This window comes from Nostoc sp. (assembly GCF_036917235.1).
Taxonomy (GTDB): Bacteria; Cyanobacteriota; Cyanobacteriia; order Cyanobacteriales; family Nostocaceae; genus Nostoc.
On the sequence record NZ_JBALDU010000012.1, the window covers coordinates 20445 to 45491 of the forward strand.

Sequence of the window (25047 nt, forward strand, 5' to 3'; positions counted from 1 at the left end):
CCAAATCTTCATTGCTAATCCAATCAAAGCCATAAGCAACTAGTTATTCATTATGTAACAATTTATTAATAAGAAACAAACTCTGACTAATACAAAATCCCAAATATGAAATCAAAATTTAACTTCATGGAGCAAATTCCTCTACCTTCGCCTATTCACTACGAACTTATACTTCAACTCTTAGAAAGACAAACTATGTTAGCAGTAAATGATAACCCAGATTTACGGTATCAGGTGAATCAGTTAATTATTACTCTCCGTAAAGCTGCTGTACAGCAAAAGCGACTAGAAGAAATTTGCGAGTTTTCCTCTGTAACTATCGATCACCGTTGGTCAATCAACCATCATAACGATAACAAAGTTGTTGCCCCCGATTGAAAAAAATTGTCATCTTTATAAGATTTTAGTTTTGAGAAAGTTCATCTTGATTTAGACAAAACTGTAGATCGGTTAAAATAAAATATTGATGAGATTCTCTCTCGAATTTGACGAAAGATGAAATATAACAGTATTGATGAACTCCTCAGAAATAATCAGGCTTGGGTTGCCGAAAAGCTAGCCCTAGATCCAACTTACTTTCAAGAATTATCTAGTGGACAAACACCACCCTTTCTATACATTGGGTGTTCTGATAGTCGTCTGGCATTAACAAGGTTTACCCGTACTGAACCAGGAGAGTTATTTGTACATCGTAATATTGCCAATCAAGTTTCTCTAACGGATATAAACTTTTTAGCCGTTTTAGAATACGCAATTTTACACCTGAAAGTGGAACACATTATCGTTTGTGGTCACTACGATTGCGGAGGAATTAAGGCAGCTTTAGAAGGCAGAACTATCGGAATTCTTGATAACTGGGTCAATCCGATTCGGGAACTGTATTTAGAGAAACAAGAAGAAATTGATACCTTGCCAACAAGAGAAGAACGTCTGAATCGCTTGGCAGAAATCAATGTTGTGGCGCAAGTGAAAAATCTTTACCAAACTTCCATCATGCGTCAGGTACTCCATGAGCGAAAAGCGCCTATGGTTCATGGCTGGGTACTAGATATACGCACTGGCCTAATCAAAGATTTGAACGTCTCAACTGTACAATGGCAATTGCACATCTGCCCCTTGCTTCTAGAATTTAGACTCTATGCTATGTTAAAAAATTAGAGTTGATTCGGTATTTCCCGCCACACAAAAGCTGACATTTAAGACTTGATAAATATTGTTTTTACAACTTTTATTTAGATAGATATCGGATTTTATTGTGCAGTGTCTATGTATATTTAAAGTATTTTAAAAAAAATAAAGTAGTATTATTAGAGATTTTTGTTTAATTAAAGTTACGAATACAAAGTAGTTAATTTCATGAAACATTTTATTATAGAGGCAATTCATAAATTGCCTCTACAAGAATCATTAACACAGATATTGGTACACTTAACCTACTTCTACAAAAAATTATTTCTTAGCAATTATCCACACTGCATGAATAATTCCAGGAATGTAACCAAACAGCGTCAAAAGTATATTAATCCAAAAGTCTACACCAAAACCTACTTGTAAAAAAACTCCCAAAGGCGGTACAAAAATGGCACACAGAATCCGAACTAAATCCATTTAAACCTCCTATTAATCTCAGAAAAGACAGCTTGTTGGTAAACTAATTTACCACTGTTCAAGCATGTTTGTACCTCTCAAAGATAACATTTCCTCTCTTAATCTAGATCGCGGTTAAGATACGGTAAACCGCACTCAAGATTAGCCACCGCTAATTTTGGCTTTGTAACCTAGCTTGGTCAAAATCTCGACAATTTTTTGTTTGTGTTCGCCCTGAATTTCAATTTCGTTGTCTTTAAGTGTGCCACCTGTGCCACACTGGGTTTTCAACTGCTTGACCAAATCTGCTAAGGTTTCGGGTTTGGCTTGAAAACCGCTAACGACTGTGACGGTTTTGCCTTTGCGTCCTTTGCGGGAAGCTTGTACTTTCAGATTTTGTTGTTGTGGGGGTAGTTCTGGAATTGGTCTTTCTGTGGCGGCGGAGTTGTCATTGCCAAATTCGCGGTAGACAAAGCTTTTGTCAGAAGATTGAGACTTAGAAGAAGACATAAAATGAATGTTTAAGAAAAATTTCAAAGGCAGTGGAAGCTTCTACGCACCCATTGTGCTGGGATACAATTTCTAGGCTAACATTACACATTCATACATCAGAACCAAACTGACGTAATACTTGAACTAATTTTTCCTTCTGTGGAAAGTAGATTCAAATGGTTGAACTGATTCAGGAAAATGGCTTGTCTATATCTATAATTAAACCTAATCTCACCTAAACCATCTCAAACTCTAATTGATGACTATTGAGAAAATCATGGGTGAAATGATCCACCATATTTGTATCAGCTAGTTCCAAGTTATAAAAATCCACAGCTTCATGGTCAAAATGGGGACCAGCGTGCCAAGTACCCTCATGTAGCTTGATAAAACAATTCCCCGGAATGCGGAAAGCAGCAATCTGTTCTAATGCTGGTTCATTCACATCATTATGAGGAGGACAAACTGCAATCAACCAATCCTTCCCTTCCAAAGAACCCAGACATTGAGTGCATTGCACATGACGAGTAATTTTGTGGAAATTTCGCCCTATATTCTCCAACCGCATAATATAAAATCGTGGAATCCCATTTTGCAGGTTTAACTGGGCATCTTCCCCATCGTAAGTTTTGCCATCAAGACTTGCAAAGATCACCTGTCCATAACGCCGAAAGTTTTCAGAAGTCACCCATTCTACCTGCAATTGTTGCACTGTCTTTGGTGTACTCATATCAAATCTTTAAGAGAGATTATTTAGGTTTATTTTCCCCCAGAATGACTGAATTTTATACAACCATTATGGTGACTTCCTGAGTTTCAATGCCTTCAATTATGAAAAAATAACTTTAGCTAGCTAGATAACTACGTACTTGTTCCTTTTGGCGTCGGAGGAGACTGAGAGCTTTTTGTTCTATTTGACGCACCCGTTCTCGACTAATACCCATGCGATCGCCAATTTGTGCTAAAGAAAGTTCATACCCATCCGTTAGACCAAAGCGCAGGGTTAATATTTCTCGCTGCTGGGGCGACAGTTTTGCCAATAAGTCTTGTAAGTCTTGATGGAGAGATTCTTCAACGGCATAATCTTCAGGAGAAGGGCCATCATCCTCCAATATGTCTTGCAATTCTGTATCTTGTTGTTCGCCAACTCTCGCCTCTAGAGAGAAGGGTTGACGGGCTAAGTACAAACACTCTCGAACTTGACTAGCTGTCAAAGATAAGGCAGTGGCAATTTCAGCAGTAGTGGGAACGCGACCCAACTGTTGAGATAATTCTCGCTGCACCCGTTTAATTTTGTTCAGTTTCTCAAAGACGTGGATAGGTAAACGAATTGTACGTCCTTGTTGAGCGATCGCTCGTGTGATTCCTTGACGAATCCACCAGTAAGCATAAGTAGAAAACTTGTAACCAAGAGCGGGGTCAAATTTATCCACCCCCCGTTCTAAGCCTAAAGTACCTTCTTGAATTAAATCCATAAATTCTAGGTTCCGGTGCTGGTATTTCTTTGCCACAGCTACCACTAACCGGAGATTAGCCTGAATCATTTTCTGCTTGGACTGGTGTCCTAAATTTAGCTGTTGCTCTAGCACCTCCACACTTAACTCCACCCGATCTGCCCATTCTTGCAGTGTGGGTTCATGGTTTAATTTCACAGCCAATTCTTCCTTAGCAGCTAATAAATTCATCATCTGCTGCACTTGTTGGGCAAAAATAACCTCTTGTTCGCGAGTCAACAAATCTACACGCCCGATCTCTTGCAGATAACTACGCACAATATCATCTGTAGCTCGAGGCTTTTTATCTGCGGCTAAACTTTTTTTCTTCGTTTTTTGAACTTCGGTATGTAAAGATGTTAAGTTGCTCATGGTTATTTGCTCCTCTGTAACCTCATCAATTTATTGGTATCAAGTCTAGATATTCAGACCCACAGCCATTTCACACTGCTAATCAATAGATATCTTGCAAAAGTACTTAACACCCCATCCCTTAATTTCCTTCCCGCTTTCGGGGAGGGGAGACAAAGCGTAGCTTTGGCGGGGTGGGGTTCTTAATTTGTAATTTATGCAAGAGGTCTAATCAATTTGCAACACTGATGAATTCTGGTCTATGATACATTACAAGTTAATTGTTGGAGATAATAAACCCAAAATCAACCCACCCCTTAATAATAACATCATCACCAGTCACAAATCAATTATCTAAAGTATCATTAGGATATCCTTTGAAATAATTATATTCTTTTATCATTGATTTTTGCATATTCTAAAATACGATTAACAATTAAATTTAGTGTATTTATCCAATGCGGTTTCTGGAAAAAGTAAAAAATATCGAGTAACCATTCCCTTATCTAACAGATAAATTATTAATAGCAACTCTTAAAATATCACAACAAGTTCATTTATTGAAGTGTTCACGATCCGCTTATCAATAGATGTAATCTTATTAAATAAAAACTTATTAAATAGAAAACATCCATTTTTAACCTCATTTTTTTGTAATACAATCTAAGCATATCGAGCCAGTTACATAGTGAGCGATCGTTAAACATGAAAGAAAGAACTTCTCCTGCTCCCCTTCTTTATTAAATAACAGCTTTATTGAATAATCTGGTCAAATACTTAGTAATTAGGCATCTGGTGAAATTAATTATGCGGTATCCAGAACACTTGTACAGACGTACTACTGCTACATCTGTATATTCATTTTTACTCATATCTCTTTCCTGGGATTTAGGACGATCGAAAAGACGCAGACATCTGTGACAATTGCACTTGTGTCATAATGGCACGCAGACATCTGCACTGGATGCGGTGTTGTCAACTTGATTACTCCTACGAGAAATTTAATGGACTAAAAGTACTAACAGTGGTAAGACTAACATCAAGGATGACACTTGGCAAGACACCAACACCCGCGATCGCTAAAGCAGCCAGCATAAATATTTCATCCATGTTTGAGCGTAAATTATCTAGATAAATCACACTACCAAGAATTAGCTATGTATTATTAAAAAAGTTCCTATATTAAAATTTAGTAACTGTCACACGAATACCAGAATCCAGTTTAGGAACCTTGAGATACTCAATTGGCTCACTACTTTGAGTCTTGGTTGGCTCTTGACATTGCTTAAAAAAAGCACTTGGGTTATTAATGTACTCAAGCGGGTTAATTTTTTGGCATTCTTGCTCTTGCACTAGCGAAATTGATTCAGCAGTTTGTTTTGGATTATTAGTCTGTCCGATAAAATTGCTCCATGTAGCGTTAATCGTAGCTGGTTCTGTCAATAAAACTCGAACGCGATCGCCTATTGTTATAGGAACATTCTCTTGGTTAGCATAGGCTCTCTGACTGAGAGTGAGTGCGCTAATCACAACGGCTAAGATAATAGAAGAGGATTTCATAATTCAATCTCTCAACATTTAATGTCAGTTTAATAATTACAATTGCCTATATCCAAAAACAAAGAAATAGGAGCCTAGCTTGAATACTTCAGATTAACACAGGTAATAATAAATACAGCAAAACTTCACGAAAAATATAGTGAAATCTAGTAAAATATGACTGAAGTTTGCCTACCTTGAACAATTTGCTTGAGCTATTTGTCTGGTTAATTGAGATAGTACCTGGATTTCCGCTATCTTGTACTAGTCTGATGTAAACTAATTTATTGCTCTAACCACGCTGTCATTTGATACTCCTTTGTTATGCTACGTTAAATTCAAGCTGGATAGGGTTGAAGATTAAATTTTGTGTAAATTAATTTTGTCTTACAACTTGTCTTCTAATCATTTGTACCGACTGAATTACCTGTACTAAGTCGGTCAGCGCAAAAATTTGTCGTAGGTAGCAAGCGATCAGACAGGAGGGAGCAGTAAAGATTAAACTGATTGTGAGTCCTTATAGATTCAATACTCAAATCATGCAATTTTATGATTGCCAGTCCCGTATTATTCCCATTGACTATTATTTAGAGCAATGATTCATTGTTAGTTAAAGTTTTGAAGTAGCTTACCTAAATATCCATCTAGTCTTTCTAGGTATCTCTTCTCACTCTCCAAAGTCTATCTCTGAAGTGCTTACATTGCTTATAGACTGGCACAATTTAACTATTCCTTACCTGAAGTAATTGACTCCTATTGTCTTTTCAAAATCAGCAAACCGAGGGTAAATATATTAGCATTTTGTATAAATTTTTTGTAAAGTTATTAAATTCAGTGTTCTTACATAATATGATAGTGATTGTTAGGTTGGCAATCAATACTTGCATTAGTAGTAACACAAAACTAAGTTAACAAAAATTAAGCCCCAAAAATGGAAAGCAACTAGATAAGGGATAAAATTATGAGTTATCCTGGCTTTGCTGTCAGTAAAATATAAATCTAAGTTAAAATTGTGACTTGCCAAATTATTAGTTAACTTCAGATATTGAAGAACCTCGGTAATAAGGTATTAGCTAACAATCACCCCAAATATTAATATCACAAGTTAGACTACAGTGTTACTGTATTCAAAATTGTGAGAACAATCTGCTGTAAGTAAATAGTCTTTTTTTATAAAAGTTTACATATATTATGACAATGGAATCTTTACCAAACTTTGAAGAAGTAAATATTCAGAAATACTTAGAAGTTTTTCAACGGCGTTGGCTACCTCTAGTTGGAATTTTCGCCATATCTGTTAGCCTTGGATGCTTGTATGCATTTTCGCTAAAACCTTCATACAAAGCAGAAGGAAGTTTGATGATTAAAACAAATCGCTCTTCCTCACTCACGGGCTTATCGGATGACATAGGACGCCTAGAAGCTTTGAATGTGAACGACAATCCCCTGGAAACTCAAGTGAGAGTTATTGGATCAAATCCAGTAATTGAGAAAACGATTAATTCCCTCAACCTTAAAGATAGCCAAGGCAAACTGCTCTCGATTCCCGACTTGGCAAAACAACTAAAAATAGAAGGGATTAAAGGCACTGATGTTGTACAACTTTCTTATAAAGGCGGCGACCCGAAGCTAGCTGCTAAAATCGTTAATGAAGTTATTGACAGTTATATCGATCTAAATATCAAGGCTAATCAGAATGAAGCGCGGACAGCCAAACAGGTTCTTGTAACGGAAGTACCTAAAGCTGAGGAAGTTGTCAGAAGAGCCGAATCAAAACTGCGGGTATTTAAAGAAACGAATAAAGTTGTTGTCCTAGAACAAGAAGCAGCCGCAGCAGTCGATACAATTTCTAAGTTAGGAAATCAAATTTCTCAAGCTTTAGCTCAACTAGATGATGTGAAGGGTCGTCTAGAACAGTTAAGTAGTGAAGCTCAGGTAGATTCACGGCAAGGTGTAATCGACTCTGAATTGAGTCAAGCACCTGGAGTTCAGAAAGTGCTTGCTGAACTCCAAGACACAGAAAGCAAACTAGCAATAGAGCGTACCCGTTTTTCACCTGAACATCCTACAATTACTAACTTAGAAGAAAAAGTCGTAGCTCTTAAGAACTTGCTAAAAGAGCGGACAGGACAAGTAGCTGGTGGAGCGCAGATAACACAGGGAAGTTTACAGGTTGGACAACTGCGGCAAAGCCTAATTGCAGATATTACTCGTGCCCAGGCAGAACGCGTTGGTCTAGAGAGACAAATTGCCACACTCAAACAACAGCAAAATGCCTATATAAAACGAGCAAATAATTTGCCAAGGCTAGAACAAAGTCAACGAGAGCTAGAACGAAAACTGCAAGCAGCTCAAACGACTTACGAAACACTCTTAAAGAAACGCCAAGAGATTGATATTGCACAGAACCAAAAAATTCCAAATGCTCGTGTCATTTCCTATGCTTTAATCCCTGATAAAGCAGAAGGGCCTCGAAAAATGCTGTTTATTGTTGGTGGAGCGGGAGTTGGTTTTTTCTTAGGTATCATTGTCGCCTTTACTTTAGACTTGATAGACCGCTCGGTGAAGACCGTCAAAGAAGCGAAAGAAGTCTTGAGATACAGTGTTTTGGGAGTGATTCCTACACAAGGTAGAAATGGTAAAGATCATTCTTCTATACCAGGACTTGATAGACCTATTCCCAAAATTATTGGCAGAGATATTCCTTACTTCCCTGTTGGTAACGCATATCAAATACTACAAGTGAACTTGAAGTTCCTCTGTTCTGATAAACCGCTCAAAAGCATTGTAATTACAAGTTCGGTTGCCAAAGAAGGAAAGTCTGACGTATCTGCAAATTTAGCTGTAACTATGGCTCAGGCGGGGCGTAGGGTGTTGTTGGTGGATGCAGATATGCGTCATCCCATACAGCATCATATCTGGGGGCTAACAAATACAATTGGACTAAGTAATATAATAATCAACCAAGCTTCTTTAGATACAGTTGTTCAAGAAGTAATGCCTAATCTGGAAGTTCTCACTTCTGGAGTTTTGCCTCCAAATCCAGTGGCAATGCTAGATTCTCAACGTATGGCGACATTAATTAGTAGCTTTGGGAGAGATTACGATCTTGTAATCTTTGATACTCCTCCACTTTCAGGAATAGCAGATGCTGCTGTTTTAAGCACCTTGACTGACGGTATCTTATTAGTCGTTCGTCCTGGAGTGGTTGACTTGAACAGTGCAAATGCAGCTAAAGAGTTTTTAACTCAGTCAGGTCAGAAGGTATTAGGGATAGTCATCAATGGTGTAAATACTAAAAATGAACCTAATAATTATTTTTATGACACTAAAAAACGACAAATAGAACAAGATTTGGTATCTAGCAGCTTAACTAAATTTCACAAAGAGCGTTAAGTTCTCTTAGAAAGTGTGAAAGCTACCATCACTACAACCATCTAAACCCAATTTTGTGACTGTAGGAATAATGGATAAAACTAAAATCAGAACTTCTTGTTTAATTAATAATTACAATTATGCTCCATTTCTCTCTGACGCAATTGATAGCGCTTTAAATCAGACAGTTAAGTTTGATGAGATTATCATTGTTGATGACGCATCTACAGATAATTCGGCGGAAATCATCAATAATTTTACTCAATTAGCTAATGTTAAATCTATCTTTAAAGAACAAAATCAAGGGCAATTATCATCTTTCAATGAAGGTTTTTTAGCTGCTACTGGTGACATTCTGTTTTTTTTAGATGCCGATGATATTTATGAACCTCAATATTTAGAAAACGCCCTAAATTTTTACAATAGACGTAGTGAATGTGATTTTGTATTTTGTGCGTATAAAAAATTTGGAGCAGTAGAAGAGACATTTCAAGACGATGCAGTTGATTTAGATTTGGGTTATTCAGTAATTAGAACTTTATATAATGGTGAATGGATTGGTTCCATAACTTCAACATTATCAATACGTAGAGAAATAGTCAGAAAATTTTTACCTATTCCAAATTTAGAAGATTGGCGTGTAAGGGCTGATGACTGTTTGGTATGGGGAGCTTCTTTGGTGGGGGCTAAAAAGTTTTATATGTCTAAACCTTTAGTGATGTATAGAATACATGAAAATAATCAGTATCATAATAAGAACTTTTTAGATGTAGATAAAAACTATGAATACAAAAGATTCTGGAAACGCAATTCCCTGTTTAATTACATTCTGCAAAAAAACAATTTTAGCTACCCATTATTCTTAGCTTTTACATCTATCAAGGAGTTACAAACAATACCATCCCCAAAATATCAGGATTTTGTTACTTATTTGAAAATAATATTTTTATTTGAGCATAGTTTATATTGGAAAATAAAGGGTATTCTTTTCTTACTTAGCTATTTATTGAGGATTTTGATTAGTGGTAAATTAAAAACATTTTAAGCGTTCCATAATGTGAGTTGCCAAATAAATACACTTTATTTTGTATTTGATAAAATGACAAAGTTGCATGAGCGAGATTGATAAATATAAATAATTGCATGTGATTAATTCATAAAAATAATGTTAAGCAAATTAAAAATTAAAAACTTATCGAAATTTAAATCTCGTTCTGGGCTGCGTGCAATTATTGCTAATACAGGTTGGTTATTTGCCGATCGCATTCTACGTATGGGTGCAAGCTTGATTGTAGGAGTATGGGTAGCACGTTATTTAGGAGTAAAACAGTATGGTCTATTTAACTATGCTTTAGCTTTTGTTGCCTTATTTAGCCCAATTTTTACTCTCGGACTAGACGACGTAGTAGTTCGCCATCTTGTTCGTCAATCATCAAACAAAGAGGAAATTTTAGGAACTACTTTTTGGCTAAAATTTTTGGGTGGAATTGCTTCTGTTTTATTGGCAGTTAGCACGATGTTTTTCTTAGGTGAGCATCAAACACTAAAGATATGGCTAGTTGCAATTTTAGGAATAGCAGGAGTTTTTAGGGCATCTGATACTATTGAACTGTGGTTTCAATCACAGGTGCAGTCAAAATATACTGTAATTGCTAAAAACACGGCCTTTCTGCTAAATACTCTCATCAAAATCGCACTGATTTTAACAAAAGCACCATTGCTAGCTTTTGCTTTGGTAACATTAGCAGAATTTGCAATGAGTGCAATTGGCTTACTGATTGTTTACCAAGTCAAAGGGTCTTCATTATGGTTATGGCGTTGGAGTGTTGCAACTGCTAAAACTCTTTTGAAAGAGAGTTTACCTCTAATTTTTTCGGGGTTCGCCATCATGATTTTTATGAGAATAGATCAGGTGATGTTAGGTCAAATGATCGGAGATAGTGAGGTTGGTATTTATTCTGCGGCTGTACGTGTTTCTGAAATTTGGTATTTTATTCCAGGGGCTATTGTTTCCTCTGTTGCTCCAGCAATTTATGCCGCTAAGGAAAAATCAGAAGGTCTTTACTATCAGCGAATAGGACAATTACTCAGTCTTATGACATGTATATCTTTAGCAATTGCTCTTCCTATGTCCTTTTTATCGGACAAGATAATTATGGTGATGTTTGGAAGTGGATATGCAGAGGCAGGACCAATATTAGCAGTTCATATTTGGACTTCTTTGTTTGTATTTATGGGTCTTGCAACATCACCTTGGTTTATTGCTGAAGGTTTGAACCACGTTTCTTTAGGTAAGACTTTATTTGGGGCGATACTAAACATTATTCTCAATTTATTACTAATTCCTAAATATGCAGGACTTGGGGCTGCGATCGCAACAATAATATCTCAAGCTGCTGCTGCTTTTATATGCAACGCATTTGATTCAAGAACACAAAAGCTATTTAAAATTCAGGTGCGATCGCTTATTCATTTTTACAAATCCTGATCGTTATTATTTAAACTTTATATGATGCAAACACCAGTAACTTTTATTATTTTTAAACGCCCCCAAACAACAGAAAAAGTTTTTGAAGTTATTCGCCAAGCCAAGCCAACAAAACTTTTTGTAATTGCAGATGGGCCCCGCACTGACCGCGAAGGTGAGGCAGAAAAATGTGAAGCGACTAGGGCAATTATTGAGAGAGTTGATTGGGATTGTGAAGTAGTTAAGAATTATTCTGATATCAACTTAGGTTGTGCAAAACGTGTATCAAGTGGTTTAGATTGGGTCTTTCATAATGTTGAAGAGACAATTATTTTAGAAGATGATTGTATTCCTCACCCAACTTTTTTCAGGTTTAGTCAAGAACTGCTGGAAAAATATAGAAATGATACCAGAATTGCCACAATCTCTGCTCAAAATCTTCAACTTGGACAAAAACGTACAAATTATAGTTACTATTTTTCTCGCTACAATCACTGCTGGGGTTGGGCAAGTTGGAGACGTGCTTGGCAACATTATGATTTGACTATCAAACTCTGGAAAGAGGTGCAAGCAGAAAACCTTTTATATGACATTCTTATAGACCAAAAAGCGGTAAATTCTTGGCAACGAATATTTCAGTCTGTTTATGACAATCCTACAGGTATAACCTGGGATTACCAATGGACATTTGCTTGTTGGATGCAGGGAAGCTTAAGTATTATTCCCAATGTCAATTTAATCTCCAATGTTGGTGTTGGTCCAGACGCAACTCATTTCACTTCAAATCAAGGATTTTCCTTCATCAATATGTCTATGCAGACAATGGAATTTCCCTTAAAGCATCCACCATTTATTGTCAGGAATGTAGAAGCAGATAATTTTACACAGAAAACAGTTTACAAAGCAACTACATTGGATATTTTCAAAGAAGAAATAAAGAAAAGATTGAATTACTCAACGATAAAAAAATAAATAAAATCTCAGAAATGAAAGTAAAACTGACAGAAAAAATATTAACTATCTTGCTATTACTCATTGCTGTAGGGGCATTAACAATACATCCAGCACAAGAAGTTTCCATGTCTACACTTGGAGGCGATAAGCTAGATACTTTGTTCAATATAGTTTCATATTTAATCCTATTTTATTTCATAATTTTATACTGGAAAGGTTTTATTTATGTAATCATTAGAAGTCCATTACAGTTTTTTTTACTAGCAATAGTTATATTTTCTCTTTTATGGTCAGAAGACCTAAGTTCTAGTCTTACTTATCTAAGAGGTCTAATCCGCATATATTTTCTTGCAATCTATTTAGCAATGCGTTATTCCCTTAGGGAACAAATGAGACTGATAGCTTGGGCACTTGGTGTAACTGCATCATTATCTATAATCTTTTCTGCATTTATACCAGGTTATATTCACGAATCACCTGAATTACTAGGTATGTGGAGTGGAATTTATGGTCATAAAAATGAATTAGGTTACATGATGGCTTGGAGTGCAGGAGTTTTTTTGCATCTTGCTCTTAGTGGTCATCGATATCGCTGGTTGATGTGGGCATTATGTGGGATCTCTATATGTCTAATTATCCTCTCACGTTCAACAACATCTTTAACGATCTTATTGACAATGGTATTACTTTTACCTTTCTACAGATCCTTGAAGAAAACTAATTATAAATTACAAGTTATTATGATTACTTCAACTTTGATGTTCCTGATGATTTCTTCAATATTACTTCTCAATAATGCCGAAACTGTAGTTGGCACTTCTGGTAAAGACCTTACCTTCAATGGACGCTCTGACCTCTGGGATCTAGTAATTTCCAAGATTTTGGAAAGACCTTGGTTAGGTTATGGATTTTCGGGATTTTGGACTAGTAATGCTGCATCTAAATTAAGAGCTACTTATGATTGGGCAAGTAATGCCCATAATGGTTTTTTAGAATTATTGTTAGAGTTGGGATTTTTAGGTTTTTTGACTTTTACAGCAGGGTTCGTCCGTTTTTTTTTAATGGCATTGAGTCGAATTATTTCTGTCGCTAAAAAACCGGAAGATTATTGGCCAATGCAGATGCTAATTATCATAGTCATAGTTAATTTTTCAGAAGCAAGATTATTAACTCCTAGCTGGAATTGGTTAATGTATGTCACAACTTCATTATCTTTAACTGTTGAATATCAACGAAATAATAAAAATATTTTAGTCAATTAGTTTTTATGGCAGTCATAAATAGTTTTAGTGATTATTAAGTTAATAAAAATGAAAATTTTACATATTAGTACCCATGATATTAATGGCGGTGCGGCGAGGGCTGCATATCGTTTACACACCGGTTTACAGGATATAGGACTACAGTCACAAATGTTAGTTCAGGAAAAATATAGCAATGATAAAACAGTAATTGCACCTAAAATTAGACTATTTCAAGGCGTCGCTAAGGCAAAGTTGACAGTTGAAAGTTTACCATTAAAGCTTTATCGCCAAAAGAAAAACACTCCATTTTTTACTCAATGGTTGCCAGATAGAGTTATTCCAAAAGTTGCTCAGATTAATCCAGATATAATCAATCTGCATTGGATTAGCGGAGGTTTTATGCAAATAGAAACATTTGCTAAACTGAAGCGTCCTCTAGTTTGGACTCTCCATGATATGTGGGGGTTTACTGGAGGTTGTCACGTAACTGGAGAATGCGATCGCTACAAAGTATCCTGTGGGGCTTGTCCTCAACTCAGCAGTGGTAATGAGTGGGATCTATCTCGTTGGGTATGGCAGCGCAAAGTAAAAGCCTGGAAAAATTTAAATTTAACTCTGGTTTCACCAAGTTCTTGGTTAGCGCAGTGCGCTCGTTCCAGTTCTTTGTTCCAGAATTTGCGAATCGAGGTAATTCCCCACGGACTAGATACTCAAAAATATCGACCGATTAATCAACATTTTGCACGAGAAGCACTCAATCTACCCCAAGATAAGAAGCTGATACTCTTTGGAGCGATAGAAGCAACAAGCGATAGAAATAAAGGATTTCATTTGTTGCAACCAGCTTTACAAGAATTGAGTAAATCTGGCTGGAAGGATGACTTGGAAGTTGTGATTTTTGGAGCATCTCAACCCGAAAATCCACCTGATTTAGGCTTCAAAACCCACTATTTAGGACACTTACACGATGCTATATCTTTAGCAATTGTTTATTCAGCTGCCGATGTGATGCTTGTACCGTCTCTTCAAGAATCTTTTGGACAGACAGCTTCCGAATCATTCGCTTGTGGTACTCCAGTTGTGGCGTTTAATGCTACTGGCTTAAAAGATATTGTCGATCATCAGCAGAATGGCTATTTGGCTAAACCTTATGAAGTTGAGGATTTTGCCAAAGGAATCACCTGGGTACTTGAAAATGAACAGAGGTTGCAAAAACTGTCATTTTATGCTCGTGATAAAGCAGAGCAAGAATTTACCCTGGAACTTCAAGCACGTCGTTATTCAGCCTTGTTTCAGGAAATATTGATGATAGCCAAGAAATCTTCATTGAGTAATTAACTTAGTAAATCAATACTTCATAATATGTCAATAGCTATAGCTTTTATAATTTGTACAGAACCTGGCCGTTTAGAAGGTCAATCTTTGATGCTTGCAGAAAGTATTCGTAAGTTCTGCGGCGAATTGAAAAATACACCTATATATAGTTTCCATCCTAGAGTAGGTGAACCGATTTTAAAACAAACCCAACAAGCCTTTGAAGCATTGCAGGTGACTCATCAACAAATTCCAATAAATCGAGAATTTCATGAATATTATTTAGCCAATAAACCCTTGGTTTGTGCCTATGCAGAACAAAATGTTGATGCAGAAATATTGGTTTTTTTAGACAGTGATAAATGCTTTTTTTCGGAACCAAAAGAATTTTTATTGCCCATAGATTGTAATGTAAGGATGCGTCCTGAATATGGTCAAGGAATTGGTTCTACAGGTCTGCAAGATCCTCAAGAATGGTATTGGCAAAAACTATATGAAGTACTGGGAGTAAAGCGTGAGGTATTTGTTGACACACCAATTGGTAATAAAAGAATCAGAGCCTACTGGAATTCTGGTTTGATTGCTGTAAGAAGAAGTGCGGGTATATTTACAACTTGGAAAGAGAACTTTGAAAAAGTAATGCGCTTAGATATTACTCCTCCCCAGGGTATTTATTTTGTTGAGCAGTCTGTTTTGTCTGTAACTTTATGTGCCTTGGAAGAAAACGTCGAACACCTTCCTCCTAATTATAGTTATCCATTACCTTTACATAACCGTTTATCAAAAGAACTACAAATTAAACATTGGGATGACATTATATCCATTCATTATTTCAACTTATTTTTTTATAACGATTGGAATGCACAAATAAAAAGATTAAAAAGATTAAATATCAATTCACAAAAATATCTATGGTTATGTCAAGAGGTTGTCAGACTTAATATGCCTCGTGTATCAGTTTGGCATCGATATATTTTGGTAGCCAGAAAAATGGAACAAAAACTAAAGAACTTCAATTTAGATATTAATTTCAGTGGCTGGATAGAAAAAATGGTTAAGTTTTAACCTGTAAGTTTATGATCTGGATTAATTTTTTTGTAGATGTTATATGAGGATAATAATATGAAGCAAGCAAATCTAGCCGTAATTATGACCTGCCATAACAGGCGGAATACAACTCTTGCCTGTCTAAATGCTTTATATCAACAAAAAAAACATTGTGATGTTTATTTAACTGATGATGGGAGTTCTGATGGGACTACAGAGGCTGTTAAAGCAGAATATCCAGAAGTACAAATTCTTCAAGGTAATGGCAATTTATTTTGGGTGGGAGGAATGCATCTCGCTTTTGGTGAGGCAATCAAATATCAATATGATTATTATTTGTGGTTGAATGATGACACATTTCTGGAAGCCAATGCTGTAAGTAAACTATTGCATGTTCATCAAAATTTGACGGAACTTGGTTATCCAGACTCAATTGTAGTTGGTTCAACTAAAGACTTAATTACAGGAAAAGCAACTTATGGAGGAGCGGTAAAATCTAAAAAGTGGTATTCTAATAAATTTGAATTTTTAGAACCAAGTTCCGTTATCCGAAAATGCGATGCTATGTATGGTAACTGCGTGCTAATTCCTAAAAGTGTTGCCGCCAAAGTTGGCAATATTGATACAGCTTTTGTTCATAGTTTAGGAGATTTAGATTATGCCCTGAGAGCGCGTAAATTAGGTTGTAAAATATGGGTAGCTCCTGGGTATATTGGGACTTGTACTAAAAACTCTATCCACAATAGTTGGGCAGATACTAATTTAAATCTATTAGAGCGCTTGAAAAAAATACTACAAATTAAAGCATTTCCATTGAAATCATGGACTATATTTTGTAGCAGACACTCTGGGCCATTCTGGATATTGTACTGGTTCTTACCCTATATTAGAGCAATTATTGGCTACAAAGATTTGGCAACCTCTCCCACATTTTCTGAGGATATTAATCAAACTAGCTCAGGAGTTTAATACTTGCATGATAGTCATTATTGGATGATATTTGGATAAGTTATAACTATCTTAAGAATTTGACAAATGTAGTTTCAAATTATAAAATAATAATCAGCAATCATTTTATGGGTAAACGCTTACTGATTGTCTCAACCCTCGATTCTAGTCAGCCATTTGGTGCATTTACTAGACCTTTTTATCTAGGACAATATCTTACTAAACATTTTGATGTTTTTCAGCTAGGTTTAGATTGTTCATCTGTTAATTATGCACCTTCTTTTTCTATTGGATCAAGAAGCTTGAGGTCATATATTCAATCCATAGAAAAGTGCATCGACGAGTTTTGTCCAGACATTGTGTATGCTCAAGAAACACTACCTGGATTGGCTGCTTTAGTTTCACTAAAGCTTAGAAAACACAGTAGTTCCTCTCTTGTGTTAGATTTTCATACATTTTCGCCTTATGAATACTGGATGCGCTTGTTTTCAGTTGCCAATCCCTTCAAAGAGTTTGCACAATGTATTAAGACATATATTGCTCAGGGAATTTTAATATTCTCTGGTAGTCCAATTATTGCAGCAGGTGAATCAATTCCTAAACTAATTTCCCAATGGTATGGAAAAACTCCACAGCAAATTTATTCTATCGGGAATGGAGTGACTCAAGACTTACTCAATACTGAAGTTTTTCCAGATAAAGACCCCTATCAAGCATTTAGACCAGCTAAAATAGTGGTTATTATTGCTCCCAAAACCTTTCAATTTCCAACTAATGATATGTCTGTATCAATGGCTATCGAGGTCGCGAAATCCCTTGAAAGCCATCAAGAAAAAGTGCATTTTGTTGTTATTGGTAGGGATAGTAGTGATATTTCAGAACCAATACCCTCTAATATTTCTTTTTTAGGCTTTTTACCTAAAAGAGAAGATTTTGTAGCCCATCTGAAATATGCAGATATTGCTTTGTTGCCATTTTCAAAACAAGCAGTAGCAGGTGGTGCTCGCAATAAAGCATTAGATTATTTTGCTAGTAGAAAATTAGTTATATCAACACCAGAAGGCTTGCGAGGTTTAGAAGAATTTCGCAATTTAGAACATCTGTTAGTAACAGGATACTCTAGCGAAGAAATCGCTAAGACAATACTGGATGCTGCTTCAAATATTGATAAATATCAGTCAATTGTAGATACAGCATATACTTTAATTACAGAAAAGTATTCCTGGAATGCAAGAGCACAAAATATCGCAGACATCCTCATAAAAACAAGTGCTTTTTAGTTATAGTTAGATAATAATTTTTAACTAAAAAATTAGGCATTTAAATATTTAGGTACTTCATTCTTGAAATGTTGCTAATTAATTTTACAATATTCACCTTGACCTTGAGATAAAATCTCATATTTATCAAAAGAAAAATAAGATATGAAAAAGCGATTTTCCTATAAAATTACTGGTGCTCAAGTGGATGCACTCTCTATCCTTGACTTAAATTTATTGATTGAAGAATCTATTAATCGAGATGAAAAATGGATTATTGCTAATCACAACTTACATAGTCTTTATCTCTTCCATAACGATCCAAAAATGCAAGCTTTTTATGCGAAGGCAGAATATACCCATATAGATAGTATGCCTCTAGTGTTTCTTGGAAAGCTGCTGGGTTTTCCAATTAAACGGGAACAAAGAGTAACCTATGCTGATTGGGTATGGCCTCTGATGGCAGAAGCTGCTAGTAAAGGCTGGCGTGTATTCTATTTAGGTTCAAAGCCAGGAGTTGCTGAAAATGCAGCAAATATTTTATGCCAGAAATTTCCTGGTTTACAGATTGCTTGCGCTCATGGCTATATTGATATAGATAAAGATAGTCAAGAAAATCTTGCCACTGTGGCTGCAATTAATGCTTACAAACCCCATATATTAATGGTAGGGATGGGTATGCCACGCCAAGAGTATTGGATTTACGAAAATCTTGAACATATTCATGCCAACACTATTTTGACTAGTGGAGCCTGTATGGACTATATAGCAGGAGCAATACCTACTCCTCCTCGCTGGATGGGAAAGGTGGGGTTGGAATGGTTGTATCGCTTGTTATCTGAACCAAAAAGACTTTGGAGACGTTATTTAGTTGAGCCTTGGTTTGTTGGCACATTATTTTTACGAGAAATTTGGAGTATCTCAAGTAAACGAAAAAAAAATAACCTGCTGGTATTTCTAAGTACGAAATTTCAAAAGTTCGTAGCTTGATCGAGGTTATCAGACTCTTACCAGCAGGTCGCTCAATTCGTCACGAATTTATGAAACGAAACGTTGTACTAAGATTTAATGATTAATTAGTCAGTAAGTCTTATTCAACTTTCATAATCGTGAATAACTAAAAATATCTCCATCTATTTTGCTTAGAATAATACTTAAAAATGCTATAGCAATTCCCGGCATAGTGAGGTACATTTTCAAAACTACTAAGCTTGGTAAACAAGATTTGGGTGTACCTCAGTTGCTAAGGAAACGCTATGTTTATGCCTGGGTGGAGTATTAGGTTGATTCCTGAAAAGCCTGGGCTATAGCATTACGGACTGGTTTAGATTGCAGATTTTCATCGAAGGGAAGTGGACGCAGAAATTTCCAGAGACTTGGATTGTTTCTAAAGGTTTTTCTTGGCATCCACTCAGGATGACGTATCCAGGTATGACGATCGGTAAGTCCCCATGTAATGACAGTATCGACTTTAGCCGCAAAGCACAGATCGAGATATCGCTTGTAACTATCGGCTACCATCTGGTCTAGCTTTTTAATACTATCGGGCAATGGCATATCAATAATAATATCTAATTCTGTAATTATTGGTTTAACTTCAAGATCGTTAAGCCGTTTTAAGACGGAATTAAATCCTTTCTCGTCAAAAGGATATGCAGTAGAAAACCATAGATGCGATTGGATGCCTGCCCCATCAATTTTAACACCACTATTCTTGAGATATTCGACCATTCTTAAGAAACGTTCTGATTTCCATGTGGTGCCTTCGATGCCAAAATCGTTTAGGTAAAATTTCTTGCTGCTATCAACTGAAGCGGCAATTAAAAACAAATCTCGAATCAATTCTGGTTTTACCCCTTTACGCAAACCGATTGTTGCATTATCAGTTTCATTTTCATTATCAGCGATGATTTCATTGGCGATATCCCAAGACTTTAAAACGGGGCTATTGCGATAATGCCCCATGACTCCTTTAACATGGCGTTCGATCATCGTAGGTGTGGGTGGGTAAGGAACCCAGTCTGGGTTTCCCATGTGCCAGAAAAGGGTATGCCCGTGCAATTCTATCCTATGTTTTTGGCAGAAATCAGCGATCGCATCTGCTGACTCAAAGGTAAATTTTCCTGGCTGTGGTTCAGTAGCGTTCCATTTTAATTCACCATTTGGTGTAACAATGGAACATTCACGAGCCATTAGGTTAGCGTAATCTTTCTCTGTTTGCAAAAATTCATTAGAAATTGCTGCGCCATAACGCTTTCCTTTGGCAGCAGCTAATTGCCGAAGAGGAGAATTTAAATTTTTACTTGTATAATTTCCTGCAATAGCATTCGTGCCTTGATTTTCTTTTTGGTTATCCTTTTGCAAAAACCCCATAGTTAATAAGGCAGAAAGGGTTGTATATCCTGCTCTTCTTAAAAAATTTCTCCGATAAGGCATAAATTATATTTCATAAAAAACACATAAGATTATATTACAAAATAAATTTTGATACTTTTTGAGGTTTAGTGATAATTCACACAGTCATTACACAAGATAAAAATTGTTAAACCATAACGTATGTTCGGTTTACATCAATTAACTGTGCTTTTACATACTAGCGGTAAACATACTACCCTAATATATAACGATTAATTCGATAATAAATAGTTAATTATGTCTACATCAGCACCGGATAATGGTAATGCGATCGCCATTGATTTTCGTTAGTAATCTTAAGTAAGAGAAGCAGAATAAGCTACTGCTCATTCTGTTTGTACTACAGTAATTGTTATATTTTGACTTGATAAGTGACCTCTAACGTTTAAGTAAAATACATCAGAGATTCCCGACCCTATACCCCACAAAAAAGAATAAATTGCCTCAAAGTCTTTTTAAACAGAGACTTTGATTGTTGAGTACATTATTAATGCATATTAATAGATGCAGTATTGCAAATGAGATAATTAATAGATGCAGTATTGGTTGAAAGTTAATTTAAGAGCCTAAAACCATCAATAAATTATCCTTTAAATGCGGAGTAAATCCTACCGCTAAATCTTAATGCATACAATACACTAACTTTCTAATTCTGGCTATTTCTGATTCTTATATTCACGTGTTCTGACAATGCAGTTTTGAGGCGGGGACAAAAATCAAGTTATGAACAAAACCTTTGCAACTATCGATGGGAATGAGGCTGTTGCCCGTGTTGCTTACAAATTAAATGAAGTGATTGCCATTTATCCTATCACCCCCTCTTCAGCAATGGGTGAATGGGCAGATGCTTGGTCGGCAGAAAGTCGTCCTAATCTCTGGGGTACTGTTCCCAGCGTCGTGCAGATGCAGAGCGAAGGGGGAGCTGCTGGTGCTGTGCATGGGGCATTGCAAACAGGTTCTCTGAGTACAACCTTCACGGCATCTCAGGGATTATTGTTGATGATACCCAATTTTTACAAAATTGCTGGTGAGTTGACTAGCGCTGTGGTTCACGTTGCCGCCCGTTCCCTGGCTACTCATGCTTTATCAATTTTTGGCGACCATAGCGACGTAATGGCAGCTCGTGCAACTGGTTTCGCCCTGCTGTGTTCGGCTTCGGTGCAAGAAAGTCAAGATTTTGCTCTTATCGCCCATGCTGCTACCTTAGAGACGCGAGTCTCGTTTATGCATTTCTTTGACGGCTTCCGCACATCACATGAAGTGCAGAAAGTCAAATTGCTTTCAGATGATGATTTGCGATCGCTCATCCACGATAACCTAATACTCGCCCACCGCAGCCGCGCCCTCACCCCAGATCGTCCCGTATTGCGGGGTACTGCCCAAAATCCCGATGTCTACTTCCAAGGACGGGAAGGCGCTAACCTTTATTACAAAGCCTGTCCAGAAATTGTCCAGCGGATCATGGATGAATTTGGAGAACGCACGGGAAGGCATTATCAAATCTATGAATATTACGGTGCTAACGATGCCGATCGCGTTATCATTCTTATGGGTTCAGGTTGTGAAACCGTCCATGAAACAGTAGATTACCTGAACGCCCGTGGTGAAAAACTTGGTGTAGTGAAAGTGCGACTTTATCGCCCCTTTGATGTCCAAAGGTTTGTTGCAGTATTACCCACTAGTGTAAAAGCGATCGCAGTTCTCGATCGCACCAAAGAAGCAGGTAGCGCTGGGGAGCCTTTGTATTTGGATGTTGTGGCTGCTATTCATGAAGCGTGGGGAGAAGAGGCAGGGGAGCAGGGAGCAGGGAGCAGAGGGGAGGATCTTCTCCCCCGCCCCCTGCCCCCTGCCCCTCTGCCTAAAATTATTGGTGGTCGTTACGGTCTTTCTTCTAAAGAATTTACTCCGGCGATGGTGAAGGGCATTTTTGACAATCTTGCCCAAGCTAAACCAAAAAATCACTTTACGATTGGCATTAATGACGACGTTAGTCATACATCTTTGAGCTTTGACCCTAGTTTCTCTACAGAATCGAATAATGTTGTTCGGGCAATGTTCTATGGGTTAGGTGCTGATGGTACAGTTGGCGCTAACAAAAACTCCATCAAGATTATTGGTGAAGAAACTGACAATTACGCCCAAGGCTACTTTGTCTTTGACTCCAAAAAATCTGGCTCGATGACTGTCTCTCACCTCCGCTTCGGGAAAGAGCCAATTCGCTCCACCTACTTGATTGACCAAGCCAATTTTATTGGTTGCCATCACTGGGGATTTCTGGAACGCATAGATATTTTGAAGTCTGCTACTCCTGGGGCAACTTTGCTGCTTAACAGTCCATACAATGCAGATACGGTTTGGGAATATCTGCCGTTGAAGGTGCAACAGCAAATTATCGACAAGCATTTAAAGTTATACGTAATCAATGCTAGCCAGGTTGCCCGTGAAAGTGGCATGGGTGGCAGAATTAACACCATAATGCAAGTATGCTTCTTTGCCTTAGCGGGAGTCTTGGCACAAGAAGAAGCGATCGCTAAAATCAAACAAGCGATTGACAAGACTTATGGTAAAAAAGGCGTAGAAGTTGTCCGCATGAACTTGCAAGCTGTAGACAACACCTTAGACAACTTGCATAAAGTAGATGTCCCACAAACAATCAACAATTCAAAATCCAAAATCCAAAATGCAAAATTGCCAGACTCCGCTCCCGAATTTGTGCGAGAAGTTCTAGGCAAAATCATGGTGTGGGAAGGTGATGACTTACCTGTTAGCACATTACCAGTTGATGGCACTTTTCCTGTAGGTACTGCCAAGTGGGAAAAACGTAACGTTGCCGAAGAGATACCTGTGTGGGAGCCGGATGTCTGCGTTCAGTGTGGTAAGTGCGTGATGGTTTGTCCCCACAGTGCCATCCGTGCCAAGGCTTATCAAGCGGATAAGTTAGTTAATGCGCCAGGAACCTTCAAGTCAATTGGTGCAAAAGATAAAGACTTTGCCAATCAAAAATTTACCATTCAAGTTGCCCCAGAAGATTGTACAGGATGCACGATTTGTGTAAATATTTGCCCTGCTAAAGATAAATCTGAGCCATTGCGGAAAGCGATTAATATGGCGCAGCAACTGCCATTACAAGAGCAAGAACGAAAAAACTGGGATTTCTTTTTGAGTTTACCTAATCCTGACAGGCGATCGCTAAAATTAAATCAGATTCGCCAACAACAACTGCAAGAACCATTATTTGAATTCTCTGGTGCTTGTGCAGGTTGTGGTGAAACACCTTATCTAAAATTATTAACACAATTGTTTGGCGATCGCGCCGTCATCGCCAATGCAACAGGTTGTTCTTCAATATATGGTGGTAATCTTCCCACCACACCTTGGACAACTAACGCCGAAGGACGTGGCCCGGCGTGGTCTAATAATCTATTTGAAGATAACGCCGAATTCGGTTTTGGCTTCCGCCTTTCTCTCGACAAACAAGCTGAGTTTGCGGCGGAATTGTTGCAACGATTGGGAAGTGAAATCGATGAAAACCTTGTCCAGTCAATCCTGAAAGCTGAACAAAAATCTGAGGCTGACATTTGGGAACAGCGCGAAAGGATAGCACTGTTGCAGCAGAGGTTAGATGAAATTGTAACTCTCGATCCTAATCTGAAATCTCAAATCCAAAATCTCAAATCTCTTGCTAATTACTTAGTGAGAAAAAGCGTCTGGATTGTTGGCGGTGATGGTTGGGCTTATGATATCGATTTTGGTGGCATCGATCATGTAATTGCTAGTGGTCGGAATGTCAACATCTTGATAATGGATACAGAAGTGTATTCTAATACAGGCGGTCAATCTTCCAAAGCTACGCCACGAGCCGCAGTTGCTAAATATGCCGCCAGTGGTAAGCCAGCACCGAAAAAAGACTTAGGAATGATTGCCATGACCTACGGAAATGTTTACGTAGCGAGTGTAGCCCTTGGTGCTAGAGATGAACATACCCTGAAAGCATTTCTAGAAGCAGAGGCTTATGATGGCCCATCAGTGATTATTGCTTACAGCCATTGCATCGCCCACGGTATTAACATGACCACAGGGATGAATCATCAGAAAACTCTGGTAGAATCAGGTCGTTGGTTGCTGTATCGGCATAATCCAGAGTTGCTTAACCAGGGTAAAAATCCATTGCAATTGGATATGCGATCGCCTACACAATCTGTAGAACATTCGATGTATCAAGAAAATCGCTTCAAGATGCTCACTAAGAGTAAGCCTGACGTTGCCAAACACTTGTTAGAACAAGCTCAAGCTGAGGTAGATGCCCGTTGGCAAATGTACCAATATTTGGCAAAGCGCGAGATTCTCTGAACATTAGCCCTAATTTTAGTTATAAAAGTAACGATTTGAGTAACTCAAGTCGTTATTTTTGTTACAAACATTATAATTTTCGTTACAAAATCACCCTTTTGGTTAGTAAAATCATTTTTTTTGTTACAAACATCATAATTTTCGTTACAAAATTACCATTTTGGTTAGTAAAATTATTATTTTCGTTACTAACGCTGTAGTTTTAGTTGTGC

At 37.3% G+C, this 25047-nt stretch carries 19 protein-coding genes; 13 read left to right on the forward strand and 6 right to left on the reverse strand.

Going from position 1 to position 25047, the window contains the following annotated elements; all coding sequences use genetic code 11:
- Positions 1-126 precede the first annotated feature (126 nt).
- The gene (locus V7K44_RS04035; protein WP_334929087.1) at positions 127-378 is read left to right on the forward strand and encodes a DUF5340 domain-containing protein; all 252 of its coding nucleotides are present in this window, start codon (positions 127-129) and stop codon (positions 376-378) included.
- Positions 379-495: 117 nt separating this feature from the next.
- Positions 496-1158: a carbonic anhydrase gene (locus V7K44_RS04040; protein ID WP_334928876.1), complete on the forward strand. Its 663-nt coding sequence runs from the start codon at positions 496-498 to the stop codon at positions 1156-1158.
- Between the two features lie 291 nt (positions 1159-1449).
- On the opposite strand, the gene V7K44_RS04045 is transcribed toward V7K44_RS04040, so the two are convergent.
- From V7K44_RS04045 to V7K44_RS04065, 5 genes are all read right to left on the reverse strand, one after another.
- Positions 1450-1608, reverse strand: a complete 159-nt coding sequence (locus tag V7K44_RS04045; RefSeq protein WP_069072139.1) for a YqaE/Pmp3 family membrane protein — start codon at positions 1606-1608, stop codon at positions 1450-1452.
- A 141-nt stretch (positions 1609-1749) separates the two neighbouring features.
- Positions 1750-2097, reverse strand: coding sequence for a translation initiation factor (locus V7K44_RS04050; RefSeq protein WP_322735908.1), 348 nt, complete (start codon positions 2095-2097; stop codon positions 1750-1752).
- Positions 2098-2314: 217 nt separating this feature from the next.
- Positions 2315-2809, reverse strand: coding sequence for an ureidoglycolate lyase (locus V7K44_RS04055; protein WP_334928881.1), 495 nt, complete (start codon positions 2807-2809; stop codon positions 2315-2317).
- A 115-nt stretch (positions 2810-2924) separates the two neighbouring features.
- The gene (locus V7K44_RS04060; RefSeq protein ID WP_257235816.1) at positions 2925-3944 is read right to left on the reverse strand and encodes an RpoD/SigA family RNA polymerase sigma factor; all 1020 of its coding nucleotides are present in this window, start codon (positions 3942-3944) and stop codon (positions 2925-2927) included.
- A 1161-nt stretch (positions 3945-5105) separates the two neighbouring features.
- Positions 5106-5483 carry a hypothetical protein gene (locus tag V7K44_RS04065; protein WP_334928883.1) on the reverse strand — a complete coding sequence of 126 codons (378 nt, stop codon included), beginning with the start codon at positions 5481-5483 and terminating at the stop codon, positions 5106-5108.
- Between the two features lie 1170 nt (positions 5484-6653).
- Here V7K44_RS04065 and V7K44_RS04070 point away from each other — a divergent pair.
- From V7K44_RS04070 to V7K44_RS04115, 10 genes are all read left to right on the forward strand, one after another.
- Positions 6654-8858: a GumC family protein gene (locus tag V7K44_RS04070; protein ID WP_442940659.1), complete on the forward strand. Its 2205-nt coding sequence runs from the start codon at positions 6654-6656 to the stop codon at positions 8856-8858.
- A 55-nt stretch (positions 8859-8913) separates the two neighbouring features.
- Entirely contained in the window at positions 8914-9882 is a 969-nt protein-coding gene (locus V7K44_RS04075) for a glycosyltransferase family 2 protein (protein WP_334928887.1), read from the forward strand.
- Between the two features lie 120 nt (positions 9883-10002).
- Positions 10003-11325 carry a flippase gene (locus V7K44_RS04080; protein WP_334928889.1) on the forward strand — a complete coding sequence of 441 codons (1323 nt, stop codon included), beginning with the start codon at positions 10003-10005 and terminating at the stop codon, positions 11323-11325.
- A 24-nt stretch (positions 11326-11349) separates the two neighbouring features.
- A complete protein-coding gene (locus V7K44_RS04085; protein ID WP_334929089.1) occupies positions 11350-12276 on the forward strand; it encodes a glycosyltransferase family 2 protein in 927 nt (308 codons plus the stop codon).
- A 14-nt stretch (positions 12277-12290) separates the two neighbouring features.
- On the forward strand, positions 12291-13520 hold the full coding sequence (locus tag V7K44_RS04090; protein WP_334928891.1) for an O-antigen ligase family protein: 1230 nt from the start codon (positions 12291-12293) through the stop codon (positions 13518-13520).
- A 48-nt stretch (positions 13521-13568) separates the two neighbouring features.
- A complete protein-coding gene (locus tag V7K44_RS04095) occupies positions 13569-14840 on the forward strand; it encodes a glycosyltransferase family 4 protein (protein ID WP_334928893.1) in 1272 nt (423 codons plus the stop codon).
- 24 nt (positions 14841-14864) lie between these two features.
- Positions 14865-15881, forward strand: coding sequence for a hypothetical protein (locus V7K44_RS04100; protein ID WP_334928895.1), 1017 nt, complete (start codon positions 14865-14867; stop codon positions 15879-15881).
- A 57-nt stretch (positions 15882-15938) separates the two neighbouring features.
- Positions 15939-16832 carry a glycosyltransferase family 2 protein gene (locus tag V7K44_RS04105; protein WP_334928897.1) on the forward strand — a complete coding sequence of 298 codons (894 nt, stop codon included), beginning with the start codon at positions 15939-15941 and terminating at the stop codon, positions 16830-16832.
- A gap of 107 nt (positions 16833-16939) precedes the next feature.
- Complete coding sequence (locus V7K44_RS04110) at positions 16940-18091, forward strand: glycosyltransferase family 4 protein (RefSeq protein ID WP_334929091.1); 1152 nt, start codon at positions 16940-16942, stop codon at positions 18089-18091.
- 144 nt (positions 18092-18235) lie between these two features.
- Positions 18236-19060: a WecB/TagA/CpsF family glycosyltransferase gene (locus V7K44_RS04115; protein ID WP_334928899.1), complete on the forward strand. Its 825-nt coding sequence runs from the start codon at positions 18236-18238 to the stop codon at positions 19058-19060.
- Between the two features lie 288 nt (positions 19061-19348).
- On the opposite strand, the gene V7K44_RS04120 is transcribed toward V7K44_RS04115, so the two are convergent.
- A complete protein-coding gene (locus tag V7K44_RS04120) occupies positions 19349-20506 on the reverse strand; it encodes an endo-1,4-beta-xylanase (protein ID WP_334928901.1) in 1158 nt (385 codons plus the stop codon).
- A 702-nt stretch (positions 20507-21208) separates the two neighbouring features.
- On the opposite strand from V7K44_RS04120, the gene nifJ reads away from it, so the two are divergent.
- Entirely contained in the window at positions 21209-24835 is a 3627-nt protein-coding gene (nifJ, locus tag V7K44_RS04125) for a pyruvate:ferredoxin (flavodoxin) oxidoreductase (protein WP_334928903.1), read from the forward strand.
- Positions 24836-25047: the final 212 nt, after the last annotated feature.

What these genes read in the sequence shown, in the direction of transcription:
- V7K44_RS04045 (WP_069072139.1), bottom strand. Translation starts at nt 1,608, where the DNA reads ATGGATTTAGTTCGGATTCTGTGTGCCATTTTTGTACCGCCTTTGGGA.
- nifJ (WP_334928903.1), top strand. Translation starts at nt 21,209, where the DNA reads ATGAACAAAACCTTTGCAACTATCGATGGGAATGAGGCTGTTGCCCGT.
- V7K44_RS04095 (WP_334928893.1), top strand. Translation starts at nt 13,569, where the DNA reads ATGAAAATTTTACATATTAGTACCCATGATATTAATGGCGGTGCGGCG.
- V7K44_RS04120 (WP_334928901.1), bottom strand. Translation starts at nt 20,506, where the DNA reads ATGCCTTATCGGAGAAATTTTTTAAGAAGAGCAGGATATACAACCCTT.
- V7K44_RS04110 (WP_334929091.1), top strand. Translation starts at nt 16,940, where the DNA reads ATGGGTAAACGCTTACTGATTGTCTCAACCCTCGATTCTAGTCAGCCA.
- V7K44_RS04050 (WP_322735908.1), bottom strand. Translation starts at nt 2,097, where the DNA reads ATGTCTTCTTCTAAGTCTCAATCTTCTGACAAAAGCTTTGTCTACCGC.
- V7K44_RS04040 (WP_334928876.1), top strand. Translation starts at nt 496, where the DNA reads ATGAAATATAACAGTATTGATGAACTCCTCAGAAATAATCAGGCTTGG.
- V7K44_RS04035 (WP_334929087.1), top strand. Translation starts at nt 127, where the DNA reads ATGGAGCAAATTCCTCTACCTTCGCCTATTCACTACGAACTTATACTT.
- V7K44_RS04100 (WP_334928895.1), top strand. Translation starts at nt 14,865, where the DNA reads ATGTCAATAGCTATAGCTTTTATAATTTGTACAGAACCTGGCCGTTTA.
- V7K44_RS04085 (WP_334929089.1), top strand. Translation starts at nt 11,350, where the DNA reads ATGCAAACACCAGTAACTTTTATTATTTTTAAACGCCCCCAAACAACA.
- V7K44_RS04055 (WP_334928881.1), bottom strand. Translation starts at nt 2,809, where the DNA reads ATGAGTACACCAAAGACAGTGCAACAATTGCAGGTAGAATGGGTGACT.
- V7K44_RS04115 (WP_334928899.1), top strand. Translation starts at nt 18,236, where the DNA reads ATGAAAAAGCGATTTTCCTATAAAATTACTGGTGCTCAAGTGGATGCA.
- V7K44_RS04065 (WP_334928883.1), bottom strand. Translation starts at nt 5,483, where the DNA reads ATGAAATCCTCTTCTATTATCTTAGCCGTTGTGATTAGCGCACTCACT.
- V7K44_RS04105 (WP_334928897.1), top strand. Translation starts at nt 15,939, where the DNA reads ATGAAGCAAGCAAATCTAGCCGTAATTATGACCTGCCATAACAGGCGG.
- V7K44_RS04080 (WP_334928889.1), top strand. Translation starts at nt 10,003, where the DNA reads ATGTTAAGCAAATTAAAAATTAAAAACTTATCGAAATTTAAATCTCGT.
- V7K44_RS04060 (WP_257235816.1), bottom strand. Translation starts at nt 3,944, where the DNA reads ATGAGCAACTTAACATCTTTACATACCGAAGTTCAAAAAACGAAGAAA.
- V7K44_RS04070 (WP_442940659.1), top strand. Translation starts at nt 6,654, where the DNA reads ATGACAATGGAATCTTTACCAAACTTTGAAGAAGTAAATATTCAGAAA.
- V7K44_RS04090 (WP_334928891.1), top strand. Translation starts at nt 12,291, where the DNA reads ATGAAAGTAAAACTGACAGAAAAAATATTAACTATCTTGCTATTACTC.